At 70.0% G+C, this 18,260-nt stretch carries 17 protein-coding genes; 8 read left to right on the forward strand and 9 right to left on the reverse strand.

Annotated elements, in window-relative coordinates; genetic code table 11:
• Positions 1–67: 67 nt before the first annotated feature.
• The 6 genes from B3I25_RS01880 to B3I25_RS01905 are packed head-to-tail and all read right to left on the reverse strand — an operon-like array spanning position 68 to position 5,954.
• Positions 68–445, reverse strand: coding sequence for a cation:proton antiporter (locus B3I25_RS01880; RefSeq protein ID WP_098055217.1), 378 nt, complete (start codon positions 443–445; stop codon positions 68–70).
• On the reverse strand, positions 442–699 hold the full coding sequence (locus tag B3I25_RS01885; RefSeq protein ID WP_035961140.1) for a monovalent cation/H+ antiporter complex subunit F: 258 nt from the start codon (positions 697–699) through the stop codon (positions 442–444). The genes B3I25_RS01880 and B3I25_RS01885 overlap by 4 nt, the downstream gene beginning before the upstream one ends.
• Positions 696–1,082 carry a Na+/H+ antiporter subunit E gene (locus B3I25_RS01890; RefSeq protein ID WP_193519381.1) on the reverse strand — a complete coding sequence of 129 codons (387 nt, stop codon included), beginning with the start codon at positions 1,080–1,082 and terminating at the stop codon, positions 696–698. Before B3I25_RS01890 ends, B3I25_RS01885 begins: the two co-directional genes overlap by 4 nt.
• Positions 1,079–2,680, reverse strand: a complete 1,602-nt coding sequence (locus tag B3I25_RS01895) for a monovalent cation/H+ antiporter subunit D family protein (RefSeq protein WP_206478434.1) — start codon at positions 2,678–2,680, stop codon at positions 1,079–1,081. The genes B3I25_RS01890 and B3I25_RS01895 overlap by 4 nt, the downstream gene beginning before the upstream one ends.
• Positions 2,677–3,006, reverse strand: a complete 330-nt coding sequence (locus B3I25_RS01900) for a cation:proton antiporter subunit C (protein ID WP_098055225.1) — start codon at positions 3,004–3,006, stop codon at positions 2,677–2,679. The genes B3I25_RS01895 and B3I25_RS01900 overlap by 4 nt, the downstream gene beginning before the upstream one ends.
• Positions 3,003–5,954, reverse strand: a complete 2,952-nt coding sequence (locus tag B3I25_RS01905) for a DUF4040 family protein (protein ID WP_286737633.1) — start codon at positions 5,952–5,954, stop codon at positions 3,003–3,005. Before B3I25_RS01905 ends, B3I25_RS01900 begins: the two co-directional genes overlap by 4 nt.
• A 347-nt stretch (positions 5,955–6,301) precedes the next feature.
• Between B3I25_RS01905 and B3I25_RS01910 the strand changes: the two genes are divergently transcribed.
• Positions 6,302–7,330, forward strand: a complete 1,029-nt coding sequence (locus B3I25_RS01910; RefSeq protein WP_286737634.1) for an LLM class flavin-dependent oxidoreductase — start codon at positions 6,302–6,304, stop codon at positions 7,328–7,330.
• 13 nt (positions 7,331–7,343) lie between these two features.
• On the forward strand, positions 7,344–8,348 hold the full coding sequence (locus B3I25_RS01915; RefSeq protein WP_098055232.1) for a CobW family GTP-binding protein: 1,005 nt from the start codon (positions 7,344–7,346) through the stop codon (positions 8,346–8,348).
• Between the two features lie 8 nt (positions 8,349–8,356).
• On the opposite strand, the gene B3I25_RS01920 is transcribed toward B3I25_RS01915, so the two are convergent.
• Together B3I25_RS01920 and B3I25_RS01925 are read right to left on the reverse strand one after the other, a co-directional pair.
• Positions 8,357–9,046, reverse strand: a complete 690-nt coding sequence (locus tag B3I25_RS01920) for a potassium channel family protein (protein ID WP_098055234.1) — start codon at positions 9,044–9,046, stop codon at positions 8,357–8,359.
• A 67-nt stretch (positions 9,047–9,113) separates the two neighbouring features.
• Entirely contained in the window at positions 9,114–10,553 is a 1,440-nt protein-coding gene (locus tag B3I25_RS01925; protein WP_286737636.1) for a TrkH family potassium uptake protein, read from the reverse strand.
• 149 nt (positions 10,554–10,702) lie between these two features.
• Here B3I25_RS01925 and gcvH point away from each other — a divergent pair, with 149 nt between their 5' ends.
• The 5 genes from gcvH (at position 10,703) to B3I25_RS01950 (ending at position 13,620) form a co-directional block, all read left to right on the forward strand.
• Positions 10,703–11,089 (forward strand): glycine cleavage system protein GcvH, encoded by a 387-nt coding sequence (gcvH, locus tag B3I25_RS01930; RefSeq protein ID WP_239321147.1) that lies wholly within the window; start codon positions 10,703–10,705, stop codon positions 11,087–11,089.
• A gap of 34 nt (positions 11,090–11,123) precedes the next feature.
• Positions 11,124–11,567 carry an FHA domain-containing protein gene (locus B3I25_RS01935; RefSeq protein ID WP_064845760.1) on the forward strand — a complete coding sequence of 148 codons (444 nt, stop codon included), beginning with the start codon at positions 11,124–11,126 and terminating at the stop codon, positions 11,565–11,567.
• An 8-nt stretch (positions 11,568–11,575) separates the two neighbouring features.
• Entirely contained in the window at positions 11,576–12,331 is a 756-nt protein-coding gene (locus B3I25_RS01940) for a MerR family transcriptional regulator (protein WP_286737638.1), read from the forward strand.
• Positions 12,328–12,840, forward strand: coding sequence for a bifunctional nuclease family protein (locus B3I25_RS01945; RefSeq protein WP_064845758.1), 513 nt, complete (start codon positions 12,328–12,330; stop codon positions 12,838–12,840). Before B3I25_RS01940 ends, B3I25_RS01945 begins: the two co-directional genes overlap by 4 nt.
• Before the next feature lie 237 nt (positions 12,841–13,077).
• Positions 13,078–13,620: a MerR family transcriptional regulator gene (locus B3I25_RS01950; RefSeq protein WP_064845778.1), complete on the forward strand. Its 543-nt coding sequence runs from the start codon at positions 13,078–13,080 to the stop codon at positions 13,618–13,620.
• A 35-nt stretch (positions 13,621–13,655) separates the two neighbouring features.
• On the opposite strand, the gene B3I25_RS01955 is transcribed toward B3I25_RS01950, so the two are convergent.
• Positions 13,656–14,495 carry a ParA family protein gene (locus tag B3I25_RS01955; RefSeq protein WP_085105896.1) on the reverse strand — a complete coding sequence of 280 codons (840 nt, stop codon included), beginning with the start codon at positions 14,493–14,495 and terminating at the stop codon, positions 13,656–13,658.
• Positions 14,496–14,775: 280 nt separating this feature from the next.
• Between B3I25_RS01955 and B3I25_RS01960 the strand changes: the two genes are divergently transcribed.
• Complete coding sequence (locus B3I25_RS01960; protein ID WP_064845756.1) at positions 14,776–18,225, forward strand: pyruvate carboxylase; 3,450 nt, start codon at positions 14,776–14,778, stop codon at positions 18,223–18,225.
• Positions 18,226–18,260: the final 35 nt, after the last annotated feature.

Consider the following 18,260-nt stretch of genomic DNA (forward strand, 5'->3'; position numbering starts at 1 on the left):
AGCGCCAGCCGTACGCCACGAGGGACCGCGGTCCACACCCGGTGCCGGGGGGCGGGACGTGCGGTCCTCAGTCCACGGCAGGCTTCCGTGCGGGTTCCGGGTCCCGCTCCGTGCCGGGCGAATCCGCGGCCAGCTCGTCGAACGCGTACCGCTCCAGGGGAGTCCCCGTGAGATATGCCGATCGCGCGATCGCCATGGTCCCCACCGCGGACGTGATCAGGTGGATCGTGATGATGAGCACGACCTTGACCACGTTGGACACGGACGGCTGCAGCAGCAATGCCCCCGTCACCACGAACACGATGCCGAGCCCGCCCGCGGTCCCCACGGCCGAGACCCGCATGTACGCGTCCCGGAAACGGGCCACCCCCAGGGCGGCGGTCGCGAACACGAGGGCCCCGGCCACGATCAGGACGTTGCCCAGCACGGTCAGGATTTCGTTCATCGCTTCCCCCTGGTCAGAGCCCGTGCCAGGGACAGCGCGCTGAGGAATCCCACGAGCGCGGCCACGAGCACGATGTCGAAGGTGTACTCGTTGGCCACGCGCACACCGAACAACGCGATCAGACCGACGAACCCGAACAGCAACAGGTCACCCGCGACCGCGCGGTCCGCCTCCGTGGGCCCGCGCAGGATCCGGAAGGCCGCCGCGAGGCAGGCCACGGCGAGGATCACGATCCCCACGGTCACACCGATCATGACGTCCCTCCCGTGCGGCGCACCGCGCGCAGCAGTCGTGTCTCAAGTTCCCGGACCTCGACCCGCACGCTGTCGGCGTTACCCGAGTACAGCGAGTGGACGTACAGCGTGCGGATCTCGTTCTCGTCACGACGGCGCTGCGCCGCCACGGGTGCGTCGTGCATCCCCAGCGTGAGCGTGCCGGGGGTGAGCGTGATGAGGGCGGCCAGCAGGGTCACCTCCAGGTCCGAGCGGCAGCGCGTCCGCACGCGGGCCACACCGGGAGTCGAGTTCTGCCCCGGGGTCAGGTTGTCCCGCAGCACCGCGGTGCTCGAGGAGATGATCTGCCCGGCGTACCACACCAGGAACCCCACGACCCGGACAGGCCAGGTGAGCCAACTCATGAGTCCATCACCGCTTTCACGTAGGTCGAGGTGTCCAGCAGGCCCTCCGCGGCGGTCGTGGATACGCCCATGAGCACTTCCGCGCCGAGGCCCAGCGCGAGCGTCAGGCACGCGGTGACGACGGCGGGCCCCGCCAGGGCCGCGGAGATGCGTCGCCCGCTCGCGGTGGCCACGGCGCCGTCGTCACGGGTGGCCGGGGCAGGTTCCGGCACGGCCCCCGCACCGGAACCGGCAGTGCGGGCGGCGGGACCACCACCGGCCCCGGAACCGCCCCCGTTCTCGAGCGACGACTCGCGCGCGGAGCCCCAGAACACGCCGTTCCAGATCTTGAGCATCGACAGCAGCGTGATGAGACTGACCGCGAGCATCACGATCACCGCGATCACGTGACCGGTGTCGACCGCCGCGAGGATGAGCGAGAACTTGGCCACGAACCCGGAGAACGGCGGCAGCCCGGCCAGGGACAGCGCGGCCACGAAGAACGCGACCGCGATGACCGGTTCGCGCGTCGCCATCCCGGACAGCGCGCCGATCCTCCCGGTCGTGTAGCGCACCTCGATCGCGCCGGTGGACAGGAACAGGGAGGCCTTCACGATCATGTGGTGAAGCAGGTAGAAGATGCCCGCCGCGAGCCCGGCCAGGGTGAACAGTGCGACCCCCAGCAGGATGTACCCGATCTGGCTGATCATGTGGAACGCCAGGATCGAGCGTGTGGTCTTCTCGCCCACGGCGCCCAGCACGCCTGCGACCATCGTGAGGCAGCACAGTGCCACGCCGATCCACAGCCAATGGGCGTCGCCGTCGAAGACCACGGCGTAGATCCGGTAGATCGCGTAGCTGGCCACCTTGGTGTGCAGCCCGGAGAACAGCGCGGTGATCGCGGGGGAGGTGGCCGGATAGGCGACCGCGAGCCACCCGTGGATGGGGACCACCGCGGCCTTGATCGCCAAGGCGAACAAGCACACGGCGGTCGAGATCGCCACGGTGCCGTCGGTCGCGGCGCGGCCGGCCAGTTCGGCCATGTTCACGGTGCCCGCGGTGCCATAGATGAAGCCCACGCCCATGAGGAAGATCGTGGAGGTGAGCAGGTTCAGGGTCACGTACAACCGTGCACCCATGACCTGCCGCTCGGTGCCCCGGTGCCGCGCCGCGAGGACGAACAGCCCGTAGGATGGCAGCAGCATGACCTCGACGAACACGAACAGGTTGAACAGGTCCACGGTCAGCAGCGCGCCGTTCACGCCCGCCGTGAGCACGAGCACGAGCGGGGCGAAGTACACGGTGGCCGCCCGGCCGGAGGCGTAAGCGAACCACGAGCACACCAGAGTCAGCACCCCGGTGACCGTGAGCATGAGCGCGGCGAACATGTCCGCAACGAACGGGATGGAGATCCCCACGGGCCACTGCGCCACACCGTGGGCCACGGCCCCGCCGCTGCCGGCGAAATCGGTCACGAGCCACACGCCTCCGGCGATCACGAGCAACAGGGTCCCGAGGAGACCCGCGGCGTGCAGCACGCGGCGGTCGCCCACGATCAACAACACCGCGGACACGAGCAGGGGAAGTGCGACGAACAGAGGGAGGAGGGCGCCGCTCATGAGCGCACCTCCTCGGGCTTCGCCTCGGTGTCGTCGTCATCGTCCCGGCCGGTCACGGCCAGCACGAGCATCACGATCGTGATCGAGAACGCAATCACGATCGCCGTGAGCACGAACGCCTGGGGCAGGGGATCCGCCACGGTGGACAGGTCCTCGGGGGCACCGAAGGGCTCGTGGCGCCGCGCGCTGCCGCCCGCGGCCATGAGCACCACGTTGCCCGCGTGGCCCAGGAGCACGAAGCCCAGAATCACACGCAGCATCTCGCGCTGCATGAGCAGGTACACGGCACCGAACACGAGGAGTCCGGCGATCACGGCTGCGCTCATCGGGGGGTCACCTCTCCGGTCTCGTGGGTCGTGTGTGACGAACGGGTCGTCGCGGGACTCGCGGCGGTACCGCTCCGGGCGGCACGACGGCGCTCGCCGGCCCCGGCGCGCGCGCCCGGGGACGCGCCGGAACCGGGCTGGTCGTCCGGCCCCGCGGCACCGGGTTCGGGTTCGCGGGGCAGCACCTTGGTGGTGTCCGACGGCGGCCGCCCCAGCAGGTTGAACGCGGCCAGGATCACGCCGATCACCGCGAGGTACACGCCCACGTCGAACACGAGCGCGGTGGTGATCTCGAATCCGAGGATGCGCGGGTGCAGGGGCCGCAGGAAGGACCCGTCCAGGTACCCCAGCAGGCCCGTGACGGTTCCTACGGCCACGCCGGCCCCGATCAACCACAGGTACGTCAGGCGCACGCGGGCGCGTTCGTCGGACGGCGCGGCCAGGTAGCTCAGAATGAAGCCGGCCCCGCCCACGAGCGCGGAGATGAAGCCGCCGCCGGGTTCGTGGTGTCCGCGCAGCAGCAGGATCACGGACATCGCCACGATCACGGGCCCGAGCAGGCGCGCGGCGGTGCGCACGAACACAGTGTTGGTCTCCGGGTCGCTCACGGGAGATTGCTCGTCGATCGGGGCGGGGTCGTCCGCGGCGGGGCGGCGCCCGTGCAGCAGGGCGGCGATCGTGAGCCCGGCGACACCCAGCACCGTCAGTTCGCCCAGGGTGTCCAGGGCGCGGAAGTCCACGAGGATCGTGTTGACCAGGTTGGACCCGCCGGTCTCGTTGTAGCCGTGGGTCAGGTAGTACTCGGACGCGGGTGAGGCCTCGCGCCGTCCGGTCAGCATCCACACGCCCGCGGTGGTCGCCAGCCCCGCGGAGCCCGCCACGAGCAGCGCGACCACGCGGCGTCGTGCGCCGGGAGAGGAGAAGCGCGCGGGCAGGCGGCGCAGCAATAGGACCATGACGCACACCGTGAGAATCTCCACGAGCAGCTGGGTCATGGCCACGTCCGTGGCGCCCAGGTCGAAGAACCACACGGTGATCGAGAAGCCCACCACCCCGGTCACCACGATCGCGGAGATCAGGCTGCGCGCGTTCATCATGGCCGCCACACCGCACGCGATCAGCAGCGCGAGCAGCCAGTCGAAGGGCTCGCTCGCCGCGATCCGCACCGGCGGCAACTCGGTCGTGCTCCACACGGCGAGCAGCGCGACGACGCTCAGGCACACCGCGGGGATCGACAGGTGCCGCGCGGGGGCGGGGCTGTTCGTCCACGAGCCCACGACGCCGCCGAGCCGGATGGTCCCCTCGCGCGCCCGGTCCACGCCGTCCAGGGCGGAGAACGGGAAGGCGCGCGGGGCCAGGACGGCGTGCACGCGGCGTCGGGTGAGGACGAGTGCGGCACCCGAGGCGAGCACGGCGAGGGAGACGAACAGTTCGGGGACCGGGCCGTGCCACACCGCGAGGTGCTTCTCCACGGTGGACCCGGCGGCCGCGCTCGCACCCGCGGAGGCGAGTCCGTCCAGCAGGAACGGCACGAGACCCAGGACGAGCCCCGCGAGGGCACCCGAGGCGGGCGCGGCCCAGAAGGACACCGGGGCCTCGCGCACCACGGTGCCGTTGCGGCCACCGAGCGCGCCCAGCACGAGGCGCGCAGCGTAGGCGACCGTGAAGACCGAGGCGAGGGCGGCTGTGGCGGTGAGCAGCCACGGGGCCCACGCGGGACCGGGAGCCTCGAGGAAGGCCGCGAGCATGGACTCTTTGCTCACGAAACCGAGCAACAGCGGGATCCCCGCCATGGAGGCGGCGGCCAGCACCATGAGGGTGGCGGTCACGGGCATCCGCGGGTTCATCCGGGCCAGCTCGCGCAGATCCCGGGTGTGGGCGCTGTGATCGATCACGCCCACGCCCATGAACAGGGCGGACTTGAACAGCGCGTGCGCGATCGTGTGCACCACCGCGGCGGACAGTGCGGCCGTGGTGCCCACCCCGATCATCGCGGTTAACAGACCCAGCTGGCTCATGGTTGAGTAGGCCAGCAGTTCCTTGAGGTCGTAGCGGCGCAGCGCGGCCACGGCACCGAACATCGCGGTGACGAGTCCTGCCGTGACGAGCAGGACGGTCCACGCGGGAACTCCGGAGAAGACGGGGGAGAAGCGCAAGAGAAGGTAGATGCCGGCTTTGACCATGGCCGCGGCGTGCAGGTACGCGGAGACCGGGGTGATCGCGACCATAGAGTCCGGCAACCACGCCTGGAACGGGAACTGGGCGGACTTGGTGAACGCGGCGACCGCCACGAGGACGGCCACGAGCGTGGTCAGCCCGGGCTGAGCACCCCACACGTCGTGCGCAAGCACGGTACTGATCCGGGTGGTGCCGGTGGCCACGATCATGACGGCGACGGCCGCGAGCAGCACGAGTCCGCCGGCCACGGTCACGAGAAGCGTGCGGATCGCGGGTTCCCGTGCGCCGTCCCCCGAGCGTGCGATGAGCAGGAACGAACACAGCGTGGTGGCCTCCCACGCGACGTAGAACACCACGAGGTCGTCCGTGAGCACGAGGGCCAGCATGGCCGCCGCGAAGCCCGTCATGAGCGTATAGAACCCCGCGTGCTTCCCGCGATCGGCCCGGTCCGTGCGCTCGAGGTAGCGCGTGGCGTAACACAGCACCGCGGCCCCGATCACCAGGACCAGGAGGGAGAAGACCAGCGAGAGCCCGTCCAGGCGCAGGTCGAGCCCCACGTCCAGGGACGGGATCCACGGCAGCGACTCGACGACCGCGGGGGTGGGCTCGGCGGGGGAGTGCGCGGCGTCGTCGTACCCCAGCGCGATCAGCGCCGCGGCGCCGAGCAGGGGCACCGCGAGCAGCCATCCGACGTTGCGGCCGATCGCGCGGGTCAATAGAGGGGCGAGCGCGCACGTGAGGAGTGCGCCCGCGAGGCAGGCAAGTAGCAAGGGTCCACCTAGGTCCGGGGTGACATGAGGTCAGAGCGGGCCGGAGGACGGTGTGGGCGCTCACGAGCGCCGGCAACGGCTCCGGGGTCAGTGGACGGAGGCCGACGGCGGTGCGCCGGCCTGGTTGGCGCCCCACGAGGACACCTGGCCGTTCGTACCCACGGATCGGACGAGCAGACCCGGAGACACGCTGCCGCGAGGAACGGCGTGCGGGCGCGCGGCAGTGGCGATCGGGAACGTGGGCATCGCGATCGAGCCTAGCAAGAGCCCGCGGGGTGGGGAAGCGACCGGCCACCCGCATGGGCCGCCACCGGAATAGCTGACGTGTCCACAATGTTGTGCGTGGCATGGCCGTTGAACTGGGAATCGACACCTTCGGGGACGTCACGTGGGACGACGACGACCGCCCCGTCTCGCACGCGCAGACCGTCCGCAACGTGGTGGAGCAAGCGGTGCTCGCGGATCAGGTGGGGCTGCACTCGATCGGGATCGGGGAGCACCACCGGGACGACTTCGCGATCTCCGCCCCGGACGTCGTGCTCGCGGGGATCGCCACGCGCACCGAGCGGTTGCGCCTGGGCACGGCCGTGACGGTGCTCAGCTCGGACGACCCGGTGCGCGTGTACGAACGCTTCGCCACGCTGGACGCGCTGTCCCACGGGCGGGCTGAGGTCGTGCTGGGCCGCGGCTCGTTCACCGAGTCCTTTCCGCTGTTCGGATACGACCTGCAGGACTACGAGGCACTGTTCGAGGAGAAGCTCGCGCTGTTCGCGGCGCTGCGCACGAGTCAGCCGGTGACGTGGAAGGGCACGCTGACCCAGGACCTGCGGGACGTGAGCCTCTACCCGCCCCTCGAGAACGGACCGCTGCCCACGTGGATCGCGGTGGGTGGTTCCCCGCAATCGGTTGTGCGGGCCGCGCACTACGACCTCCCGCTCATGCTCGCGATCATCGGCGGGCCCGTGGAGCGGTTCTCGCCGTTCAGCGACCTCTACCGCCGCGCGCTCGCCGAGTTCGGCCATTCCGACAACCCCGTGGCCTACCACTCCTACGGGTACGTCGCCGACACCGACGAGCAGGCCCGCGAGGAGTTCTTCCGCCCCTACACGATCTCCACCGAGCGCATCGGAGCCGAGCGCGGGTGGCCCGCACCCACCGAGGAGTCCTTCCTGGAGGAGGTGGAGCACGGGTCCATGGCTGTGGGATCTCCCGAGACCGTGGCCCGTAAGATCGCCGCGGGCGTGCGGGCCCTGGGTGCCTCGCGCTTCGACCTGAAGATCTCCACGGGCCCGCTGTCCCACGGAAAGCTCATGCGTAGTATCGAGCTCTACGGCACGCGTGTTGCGCCCCTCGTGCAGGACATGCTCGCGGACTGATAAGCATGGACCCATGCCGAGCTCGCTTCCCGTCCTGATCCTCACCGGCTACCTGGGTTCCGGCAAGACCACGGTGCTCAACCACTTCCTCGCGACCGGCGGCGCGCGAATCGGTGTGATCATCAACGACTTCGGGGACGTGAATGTCGATGCCGCGCTCGTGGCGGGGCACGTTGCCGAACCCGTGTCGATCGCGGGCGGGTGCCTGTGCTGCATCGAGGACCCCCGCCAGCTCGACGACGCCCTGCGTGCGCTGTCCCGGCCCTCCCTCGAGCTCGACGCGGTCGTGATCGAGGGCTCCGGGATCGCCGAGCCCCCGGGGCTCATCCACATGGTCCTGGGCAGCGAGGTGCGCGACGTACGCTTCGGCGGGCTCGTCGAGGTGATCGCCGTGGCCCGCGTGGCGCTCGCGGAGGCCAGCGGCTGGGACCTCGCGCAGCACGTCAAGGCCGCGGCGGTCGTGCTGCTGACCACGACCGACCTCGCCGATCCCCGGGAGACCGCCGCGGTGCGCGAACGGATCGCGCACGCCAATCCCCACGCGCTCGTCATCGACGCGCCCCACGGGGCGGCCGATCCCCGGTTGTTCTTCGACGCCGCCGAGCACCCCGTACCCGAGGGCGGCCAGCTCGCGCTGTGGGAGTTCGGCCGGGCCCCCGGCCACGACCACCACGTCCACCACCGCGCCACGGCCCTGGACGCGCCCTCGGTCGTGGACCCCGCGGCGCTCGCCGAGCTGCTTGAGGACCCGCCCGCGTCCGTCCACCGGATCAAGGCGATCGTGGATGTCGCCGCGGGCCGGGGGATCCGCCGGTTCGTGGCGCACTCCGTGGCGGGATACGTCTCGGTGGACCGGGTGTCACGGCCCTCCGACGAGCCCGCGCGGTCCCGGGTCGTGGCCATCGGCCTGGAGTGCGACGACGCCGCACTGCGCCGCCGCCTCGACGCCCTCGTGCGCCCCGACGGCGCTCCCGCGGCCACGGCCCGTGAGTTGCGCCGACTGACTCGGTTCCTATAGGAACACCCTCAGGTCAGGTTCGAGAAGTGCTCTACCTTGGCGGTGGGCCCGGTCACGAGGATCTGGTCGTCGTCGTAGAGCATGGTGCCGGGTTCGATGGGCTCCCACTGACCGCCCGGGCGGCACACGGCCACGACCGAGACCCCCAACCGACGCCGCACGTTGAGCAGGTCCATGGGTCGTTGCTGGATGGGTTCCGGTGGGGTGCACCGCACCAGGGCGTAGTCCGTGTCGATGGGCACGAAGTCCAGGATCCGGTGCTGGATCAGGTGCGCGGCACGCGTGCCCATGTCGCTCTCGGGATTGACCACGTGCTGCACGCCGATCTGGGTCAGGATCTCCGCGTGGGGCTCCGTGATGGCCTTGGCCCAGATCGCGGGGCACCCGAACTTCACGAGCCGGGACGCCGCGAGAATGCTCGCCTGGATGTCCGAACCGATGCCCACGACCGCGCGGTCGAACTCGTCCACGGACAGCTCCCGCAGCACGTCCTCGTCCGTGGCGTCCGCGCGCACCACGGACGTGAGCTTGCCGTTGAAGCGCTGGACCACCGTCTCGTCCATGTCCACGCCCAGCACGTCCGTGCCGTTGCGCATCAGTTCCGTGGCCAGCGCACCGCCGAAGCGGCCCAGCCCGATCACGACCACGGCGTTGGCCATGGCGTTGCGAGAAGACGCGGCGGGGTGGGGTCCGAACATGGGGCATCCTTCGTGGGTCGTGGTCGTCGAGCACCGGGTCCACGGGTGGCGCGGGCGGGGCCCGGGCTCATCCGATGAGCGGTCGTTCCTTGGGTAGTTCGTAATGGGGTGGGCGGCGGCCGAATGCGATGGCCGCGGCCACGGTGACCGGGCCGAGTCTGCCCGTGAACATCAGGGCGATCAACACCCACTGCGCGAACGGGGCGAGCGTGGGGGTGATCCCCGTGCTCAGTCCCACGGTCGCGAAAGCGGAGACGGACTCGAACAGGACACGGTCCAGGCCCAGGCCGGTGTCCGTGAGCATGATGAGCATCGTGCCACCGATCACCGCCACGGTCGCGAGCACCACGACCGTGATGGCCTCGCGCTGGACGGAGCGGGAGAGCTGCTTGCCGAGCACGGGTACCGCGGCGCCACCCCGGATTTCGGTGAGGGCCACGAAGAACAGCACCCCGAACGTCGTGACCTTGAGACCGCCGGCCGTGCCCGCGGGGCCGCCGCCGATGAACATCAGGATGTCCATCCCGAGCCACGACACCGGGTGCATGTGACCGATGTCGATGCTGTTGAAGCCCGCGGTGCGGGAGATCGTGGACTGGAAGAACGCGTTGAGCAGCTTGACCGCGGACGGTTGGCCGCCCAGGGTGCCCGGGTTGTTCCACTCGAGCACCAGCAGGAACAGCGTGCCTCCCGCGAGCAGCACGGGGGTCGCGAGCAGCACGAGCCGGGTGTTCATGCTCCAGCGCCGGGGCACCCGGATGTGGCGGCGCAGTTCGTAGAGCACTGGGAAGCCTAGCCCGCCCAGGATCACGCACGCCGCGAGCGTGAGCAGGATCCAGGCGTCGCCCGCGAAGTCCATGACGTTGAGCGTGTACAGCGCGAATCCCGCGTTGTTGAACGCGGACACGGCGTGGAACCCCGCGTGGGCCAGGGCGGTGCCCGGCGGGTAGTGGTAGTGGCCCCAGAACCGCAGGAACAGGATGAGCGCCGCGATGCTCTCGATCACGGCGGTGGTCGCCACGATGCGTGCGACCACCTTGCGCGCTCCGCCGCGGGATTTCGTCTCCGCGTTGGCGAGCAACCGGGAGGACAGGCCGAATTTACGGGCCAGCAGGATCCCCAGCATGGTCGTGAACGTCATGACACCCAGGCCACCCACCTGGATCAGACAGATGATGACCACCTGACCGAATGGCGTCCAGTAGGTCGCGGTGTCCACCGTGACCAGGCCGGTCACGCACAACGCGGAGGTCGCGGTGAACGCCGCGGTGAGCACGTCCGTGCCCCCGGGAGCCGTGGTGGCTGGGGGCAGCATGAGTAATCCGGTGCCCGTGAGCACCGCCACCAGGAAGGCCGTGACGATGATCCGTGCGGACCGGGCGGGGGTGAGCTCGTGCAGGTGCAGCGGATCGCGGCGTCGTCGGCTCAGGGGGACGGCGCGGGGGATCCTGGACCCGTGCGTGCGCGCGCGGATCGCGGCCTGGCGGAGGGCCTCGGTGATGGGCACGGGGTCAAAGTACACCCGCCGGGGCGGTACCGGCTAAGCGCCGCGTGAGCGCGCCTGAACCTCGTAGGCCGTTCAGCTGACACCGGCGCGCTGCACACGCGCACGTGTGATGAACCCGACTGCGTGAGTCGTGCCCTAAACTGACCGACATGACCAACATTCCCGCGGAACTCGCGTACACCGAAGAACACGAGTGGGTCGAGGACCTCCACGAGGACAACACTTTCCGTGTGGGCATCACGGACCACGCACAGAACGAACTGGGCGAGGTCGTGTTCGTCCAACTACCAGAGGTCGGGGACACCGTCTCCGCCGGGGACGTGGTGGGGGAAGTCGAGTCCACCAAGTCCGTGAGCGACCTCTTCGCGCCCGTCAGCGGCGAGATCGTGAGCGTCAACGACGACCTCGTGGACAACCCCGGCGCGCTCAACGAGTCCCCGTACGGATCCGGCTGGCTGTTCACCGTGCGTGTGGACTCCTCGGATGCCGCCGGGCAGCTATTGGATGCCGATGCTTACCAGCAGTTGCTGGACTGAATACGCCAACTTCACGTGAGGTGAGGGAACCCTGATGTCGAACCATGAGAAATCCGGTACCCAGGCGGGTCCGGAGACCACATCCATCCAGATCGTGGGGGATGTGCTGGCCCATGCCGCTCACCACAAACTCTCCGAGAGCGAGCAGAACGCGGTGGCCTCCCTGCCCCCGGGCTCCGCGCTGCTGCTGGAGACGAACGGCGGGCTGACCGGTGCCCGGTTCCTGCTGGACCGGGACGAGATCGTCGCGGGTCGTCACCCGGCGTGCTCGGTGTTCCTGGACGACGTCACGGTGTCCCGCCGTCATGTGGAGTTCATCCGACGCAGCGGTACGTTCGAGGCAGTGGACCAGTCCTCCCTCAACGGCACCTACGTCAACGGTGACCGGGTCGCCACCAAGGTGCTGGAGAACGGCGACCAGGTCCAGATCGGCAAGTTCCGGTTTACGTACTACCACTCCGTGCAGAACGGTTCCTGACGCGCTCCATGCCTGATTCCGAACGACCGCAGATCCCGCGGGTGGGTATCGGGGCGTTACTACGCCGATTGCAGCCGCAGTTCCCTGAACTGACCGCGTCCAAGGTGCGCTTCCTCGAGGACCAGGGACTCGTGCACCCGTTGCGGAGCGCCTCGGGGTACCGCAAGTACTCCCACGAGGACGTCGCCCGGTTGGAGACCGTGTTGACGCTGCAGCGTGAGCGCTACCTCCCGTTGCGGGTCATCCGTGACCGCTTGGACCGGGGCGAGGATCCCGCGCAGGACACCGAGCGGCAGGAACCGGGGACCGGACGCTCCAGGGACGGCGTCGACCCCGAACCCACTTCACCGGTTCCGGACGACGGTCGGCGGTACACCCTGCGCGAGCTCGCGGCGCGGTCGGGCACGGACGTGCCGCTGCTGCGGGAACTGCTCAACCACGGCCTGCTCGTGGAACGGGTCGGCGCGTTCGACGGCCACGCACTTACCGTGGCCGTGGCTGCGGGCAAGCTCAACGGGTACGGGATCGAACCGCGGCACCTGCGGGTGCTGCGGGGCGCCTCGGAGCGCGTGATCGCCCTGGTCGAGGGCAGCATCTCACCGTTGCGCAACCGCAGGGACCCCGAGACGCGGCGGAGGGCCGTGCAGCGGGCTCGAGAGATCGCCTCGCTGTGCCTCACCGTGATGACCGCGCTTGTGACCTCGCAGGTGGAGGAGACGGTGCAACCGTTCGCCTCGCCGGACACGGACGGGAGCGCGCAATGAGCCCGAACGTGCGCATGGAGATCGCTGGGGTGCGCATGGACGTGCCCACGGGCCAGCCCGTGGTCGTGCTGCGCGAACTCCAGGGCGCCCGGCGTCTACCCATCTGGATGGGGACCAACGAGGCCACGTCCATCGTGTTCGCGCTGCAGGGCATCGAGCCCCCGCGCCCCCTTACACACGACCTCCTGTTGTCCGTGGTGGACCAGCTCGGGCGCAGCGTGCGGGACGTCGTGGTGCACACGGTGGAGAACACGGTGTTCCACGCGGCCATCTCCTTCGACGACGGCACCGTGGTGGACGCCCGCGCTTCGGACGCCCTCGCGATCGCCGCGCGCACGTCGTGCCCCATCCTGTGCGCCGCGGCCGTGCTGGACGAGGCCGGTCTGGTGCTCAGCCCGGACGGGGAGCTGCGGGAACAGGCGGGGGACCAGCCGCAGGAGGCCGAGGCCCAGGTCCGGGAATTCCGGGATTTCCTGGACCACGTGGATCCGGACGATTTCCAGTCCTGATTCCACCCCGTCCGGGCCCCGTGCGGGTAGGCTGACGACACGGGCCCGCCCGTGGGCAATGTTTTTGACCCGCTCCACCCGTGGGTTTACCGTCGAGGAGGCGTCAGCGAGCTGGTGCCCGTGTCCGGGGGATCGGACACCCCTACCCACGCATGAGGAGGACGCTTGAGCAATCCGGAGCTGCCGCTGGACGCGGCACGGCTGCGCGCATCTTCCCTCGCCGGCGGCACCCAGGAGATGTTGTTCACTGACAACCTGGGCGGCTACGACGAGACCGTGGGCTTCCGCGGTCCCACCGCGTGCAAGGCCGCGGGGATCACGTACCGCCAGCTCGACTACTGGGCCCGGACCGATCTCGTGGAACCCACCGTGCGCGGCGCCAAGGGCTCCGGGTCGCAGCGGCTCTACAGCTTCCGGGACATCCTGGTGCTCAAGGTCGTCAAGCGCCTGCTCGACACCGGTGTCTCCCTGCAGCAGATCCGCTCGGCGGTGGGCGCGCTGCGGCTGCGCAACATCGAGGACCTCACGCGGTTGACGCTCATGTCTGATGGCGCGAGCGTCTACGAATGCACGTCCCCCCACGAGGTCATCGACCTGGTCCAGGGCGGTCAGGGCGTGTTCGGGATCGCTGTGGGTCGGGTGTGGCGCGAGGTCGAGGGCACGCTGGCCTCCATGCCGGGCGAACACACGAGCCTGGACGGGGCCCCCGCCGCGGATCCGTTCCCGGAGGACGAGCTGTCCGCCCGGCGCGCACGCCGTCGCAAGAAGAACGCGGGCTGACCCGCCACCGCACCCCGCCGCCGCGGGTTGCGGGATCAGCGCGTGAGGCCCGCCAGAATGGTGCCGAAGCGCTGCGCGAGATCCTGAGCCGGGGCACCCGGCCAGCGGTGGACGGGCCACGCGGCCCCCTGGATCTGCTGCATCACGGACAGGTCCGGCAGCACGGGATCCACCACGAGCGGTCCGAACAACTCCTGCAGTTCCCGCATGCGGTGACGCTGTTCGACCGAGTCGTCGCGCACGCGGTTGATCACCACCCCGGCCTCCGGGACGGCCCAGATCCGCGAGGTCTCGAACTGCGCGAGCGCCGTCATGGTGCGCTTGGTACCCGCCACGGAGAACAGGGACGGCTCGGCCACGGAGAGCACCTTGTGGGACGCGGCCCACGCCATGCGGGTCAGCGCGCTCAGGGTGGGCGGGCAGTCGATCAGCACGAGCTCGTAGCGGGCCAGTCCCCGCAGCGCGGTCTCGAGACGCTTGAGGTCCTTGGTCCGGAACGCGGCGTGGTCCAGGTGCGACGACGCCGCGGAGCCGGGTGCCACGTCCAGCACGGCTCGTGCGCCGTCCCCGGTCGATGACCCGTCGGCAGGCGCGCCCGGGCCCGCGGGCACGGTGTGCGGGGTGATGGGATGCTTGGTCCACGAGGACGCCGTGGCCACGGAGGCCAGTGCACCCTTGCGGGGGCGGCGCAGCACGGTGCCCACCTCGTGCCCCGGGCGGGCGTGAACGCCGAGCGCCGTGGAGGCGTCGCCGTGGGGGTCCAGGTCCACCACGAGCGTGGGGACGTGTGCTTCGAGAGCGGCGGAGGCCAACCCCAGGACCACGGAGGACTTGCCCACCCCGCCCTTGAGGCTGCTGATGCTGACGATCTGCACGGATCACCCTTCTGTCACCTGAAATGGGGGCTGTCCACCAGCCTGTTCCATGCTAGTGGGTGGATCACCGCACGTCGCGAGCCGGGCCGGGCGGTGCCGCGCGGCGTCGTCGTCATGAGCCGTAGGTGTCACCACGAGCGGCGGATGTTGCCTGGACCGGCACAGGGGACACGAAATCCGGGCTACCCTGCCGAGGCGTGGCTCACGTAAGCTGTCCCGGTAGTTGTCTCCTCACCCAGTGCGCGGGCCCCACAGGGCGCCGCGTGCGGAAACGGTAGTCATGTTCTCCAAGATCCTGGTGGCCAACCGCGGCGAGATTGCCATTCGCGCGTTCCGAGCGGCGTACGAACTCGGCGCCAAGACCGTTGCCGTCTTCCCGTACGAGGACCGCAATTCGATCCACCGCCAGAAGTCGGACGAGGCCTACCACATCGGGGAGGAGGGCCACCCGGTCCGCGCGTACCTGGACGTGGCCGAGATTGTGCGCGTGGCCAAGGAGTCCGGGGCGGACGCCATCTACCCGGGCTACGGTTTCCTGTCCGAGAACCCGGACCTGGCGCGCGCGGCCGAGGCGGAGGGCATCACGTTCGTGGGTCCGCGCGCCGAGATCCTGGAACTCGCCGGGAACAAGGTCGAGGCGTTGCGGGCCGCGCGGCGCGCGGGCATCCCCACGCTCGAGTCCTCGGACCCCTCCTCGGACAAGGAGACGTTGATCGAGGCCGCGGAGAAGATCGGCTTCCCGGTGTTCGTCAAGGCGGTCGCCGGTGGCGGTGGCCGCGGGATGCGGCGCGTGGAGAAGCCCGAACAGTTGGCGGAAGCGCTCGATGCCGCGATGCGCGAGGCGGACACCGCGTTCGGTGACCCCACCGTGTTCATCGAGCAGGCCGTGTTGCGTCCGCGGCACATCGAGGTGCAGATCCTCGCGGACAATGAGGGCAACATCGTGCACCTGTTCGAACGGGACTGCTCATTGCAGCGCCGGCACCAGAAGGTCATCGAGATCGCCCCGGCACCGCACCTGGACGAGGAGATCCGTGACGCCCTGCACCGGGACGCGGTGAAGTTCGCCAAAGAGCTCGGCTACGTCAACGCGGGCACCGTGGAGTTCCTCGTGGACACCGCGGGGGAACGCGCGGGGCAGCACGTGTTCATCGAGATGAACCCCCGGATCCAGGTGGAGCACACCGTGACCGAGGAGATCACGGACGTGGACCTGGTCCAGTCCCAGTTGCGCATCGCCGCCGGTGAGAGCCTGGACGACCTGGGCATCTCGCAGGACGCGCTGCGCGTGCGTGGGGCCGCCCTGCAGTGCCGGATCACCACGGAGGATCCCGCCAACGACTTCCGCCCGGACGTGGGGAAGGTCTCGGCCTACCGTTCCGCCGGTGGCGCCGGTGTGCGCCTGGACGGCGGCACGCTCTACGCGGGCGCGGAGATCTCCCCGCACTTCGACTCGATGCTCGTGAAGCTCACGTGCCGCGGACGCGACTACACCACCGCGGTGCACCGCGCCCGCCGTGCGCTCGCCGAGTTTCGCATCCGCGGGATCGCCACCAACATCCAGTTCCTGCAGGCCGTGCTGCACAATCCGGACTTCCTGGCCGGGGACGTGGCCACGGACTTCATCGAGAACCACCCGGACCTGCTCAAGGGCAAGGGCTCGGCGGACCGCGGCACCCGCGCGCTGAACTACCTCGCGGAGGTGACGGTCAACAAGCCCCACGGCGAGCGCATCGACGGCATGGACCCGCGCGACAAGCTCCCGCACTACCCGGGGGACAAGCGGGACGAACCCTTCCGCAGCCCGTTCGACGGTCCGTCCTCCCACGAGGTGCCCTCCGGCTGGCGCCAGGTGCTCCAGGAGCAGGGGCCCGAGGGCTTCGCGCGCACCCTGCGGAACTACGAACCGCTCGCAGTGACGTCCACCACGTTCCGTGACGCCCACCAGTCCCTGCTGGCCACTCGTGTCCGCACCCGCGACCTGCTCGCGGCGGCACCCGCGTACGCGCACCTGCTGCCGGGGCTGCTCTCGGTCGAGGCCTGGGGCGGTGCCACGTACGACGTCGCGCTGCGCTTCCTGGGGGAGGACCCGTGGGAGCGGCTGCGGCTGCTGCGCGAGGCGATGCCGAACATCCCCATCCAGATGCTGCTGCGCGGGCGCAACACCGTGGGGTACACGCCGTACCCGGTGGAGGTGACCAACGCGTTCGTCGCGGAGGCGGCCGAGACCGGCGTCGACATCTTCCGGATCTTCGACGCGCTCAACGACGTCGAGCAGATGCGCCCGGCCATCGAGGCGGTGCGGGCCACGGGCACCGCGGTGGCCGAGGTGACCCTGTGTTACACGGGCAACCTGCTCGACCCGCAGGAGAACGTCTACACGCTCGACTACTACCTGGACCTCGCTCAGCAGTGCGTGGACGCCGGCGCGCACATCCTGGCGATCAAGGACATGGCGGGGTTGCTGCGCCCGGAGGCCGCGCGGCGTCTCGTGGCGGCCCTGCGCGAGCGCTTCGATCTGCCGGTGCACCTGCACACCCACGACACCGCGGGCGGGCAGCTCGCCACGCTGCTCGCCGCTGCGGAGGCCGGGGTCGACGCCGTCGACGCCGCATCCGCGTCCATGGCCGGCACCACGTCCCAGGTCTCGGGCTCCGCGCTCGTGGCCGCGCTCGAGAACACGGACCGGGACACCGGACTTGACCTGGACGCCGTGAGCGACATGGAGCCCTACTGGGAAGTGGTGCGCTCCATCTACAAGCCCTTCGAGTCCGGGCTGACCGGGCCCACCGGCCGCGTGTACCGCCACGAGATCCCGGGCGGGCAGCTCTCAAACCTGCGCCAGCAGGCCATCGCGCTGGGGCTCGGGGAGAAGTTCGAGGCGATCGAGGACATGTACCACGCCGCGGACCGGATGCTGGGGCACCTGGTCAAGGTCACGCCGTCGTCCAAGGTGGTGGGCGACCTCGCCCTGCAGCTCGTGGGCATGGACGTGGACCCCGCCGAGTTCGAGGCCGATCCCCGCAAGTTCGACATCCCCGACTCCGTGATCAACTTCCTCGCCGGCGAGCTCGGCACCCCGCCCGCGGGCTGGCCGGAACCGTTCCGCAGCAAGGCGCTGGAGGGACGCACCGTGCACCTGGCGGACGAGGAGCTCTCGGAGCAGGATGTCGAGGAGCTCGCCCAGCCGGGCGAGGTGCGCCGCGCGGCCCTGAACCGGCTGCTTTTCCCCGGCCCCACACGCGACTACCAGAACTCGCGCACCAAGTACGGGGACATCTCCCTCCTGCACACCCGCGACTTCCTGTACGGGCTGAAACAGGACCACGAGCACGTCATCTCGCTCGGCAAGGGGGTGCGGCTGCTGGTCACCCTGCAGGCGATCTCCGAACCGGACGAGAAGGGGATGCGCACGGTCATGGTGACCCTCAATGGTCAGCTGCGTCTGCTCGAGATCCGCGACGAGTCGGTGAAGTCCCAGGCCGTGGAGACCGAGAAGGCGGACACCTCCAAGCCCGGGCACGTGGCGGCACCCTTCGCAGGTGCGGTCACGGTCACGGTCTCCGAGGGGGCAAAGGTCGCCGCGGGGGACTCAGTGGCCACGATCGAGGCCATGAAGATGGAGGCGTCCATCACTGCGCCGGTCTCGGGCACGGTCTCCCGCGTGGCACTGGCGGACACCGCGCACGTCAGCGGCGGGGACCTGGTGCTGGTGATCGATCCCGAGTGACGGATCCCGCCGCCCCGCCTGTCCTCGGACGCGCG

Source organism: Kocuria sp. UBA1838 (assembly GCF_002338785.1).
Lineage (GTDB): Bacteria > Actinomycetota > Actinomycetes > Actinomycetales > Micrococcaceae > Kocuria > Kocuria marina.

What these genes read in the sequence shown, in the direction of transcription:
- B3I25_RS01895 (WP_206478434.1), bottom strand. Translation starts at nt 2,680, where the DNA reads ATGAGCGGCGCCCTCCTCCCTCTGTTCGTCGCACTTCCCCTGCTCGTG.
- B3I25_RS01910 (WP_286737634.1), top strand. Translation starts at nt 6,302, where the DNA reads ATGGCCGTTGAACTGGGAATCGACACCTTCGGGGACGTCACGTGGGAC.
- gcvH (WP_239321147.1), top strand. Translation starts at nt 10,703, where the DNA reads ATGACCAACATTCCCGCGGAACTCGCGTACACCGAAGAACACGAGTGG.
- B3I25_RS01945 (WP_064845758.1), top strand. Translation starts at nt 12,328, where the DNA reads ATGAGCCCGAACGTGCGCATGGAGATCGCTGGGGTGCGCATGGACGTG.
- B3I25_RS01935 (WP_064845760.1), top strand. Translation starts at nt 11,124, where the DNA reads ATGTCGAACCATGAGAAATCCGGTACCCAGGCGGGTCCGGAGACCACA.
- B3I25_RS01885 (WP_035961140.1), bottom strand. Translation starts at nt 699, where the DNA reads ATGATCGGTGTGACCGTGGGGATCGTGATCCTCGCCGTGGCCTGCCTC.
- B3I25_RS01890 (WP_193519381.1), bottom strand. Translation starts at nt 1,082, where the DNA reads ATGAGTTGGCTCACCTGGCCTGTCCGGGTCGTGGGGTTCCTGGTGTGG.
- B3I25_RS01880 (WP_098055217.1), bottom strand. Translation starts at nt 445, where the DNA reads ATGAACGAAATCCTGACCGTGCTGGGCAACGTCCTGATCGTGGCCGGG.
- B3I25_RS01960 (WP_064845756.1), top strand. Translation starts at nt 14,776, where the DNA reads ATGTTCTCCAAGATCCTGGTGGCCAACCGCGGCGAGATTGCCATTCGC.
- B3I25_RS01940 (WP_286737638.1), top strand. Translation starts at nt 11,576, where the DNA reads ATGCCTGATTCCGAACGACCGCAGATCCCGCGGGTGGGTATCGGGGCG.
- B3I25_RS01920 (WP_098055234.1), bottom strand. Translation starts at nt 9,046, where the DNA reads ATGTTCGGACCCCACCCCGCCGCGTCTTCTCGCAACGCCATGGCCAAC.
- B3I25_RS01900 (WP_098055225.1), bottom strand. Translation starts at nt 3,006, where the DNA reads ATGAGCGCAGCCGTGATCGCCGGACTCCTCGTGTTCGGTGCCGTGTAC.
- B3I25_RS01950 (WP_064845778.1), top strand. Translation starts at nt 13,078, where the DNA reads ATGTTGTTCACTGACAACCTGGGCGGCTACGACGAGACCGTGGGCTTC.
- B3I25_RS01915 (WP_098055232.1), top strand. Translation starts at nt 7,344, where the DNA reads ATGCCGAGCTCGCTTCCCGTCCTGATCCTCACCGGCTACCTGGGTTCC.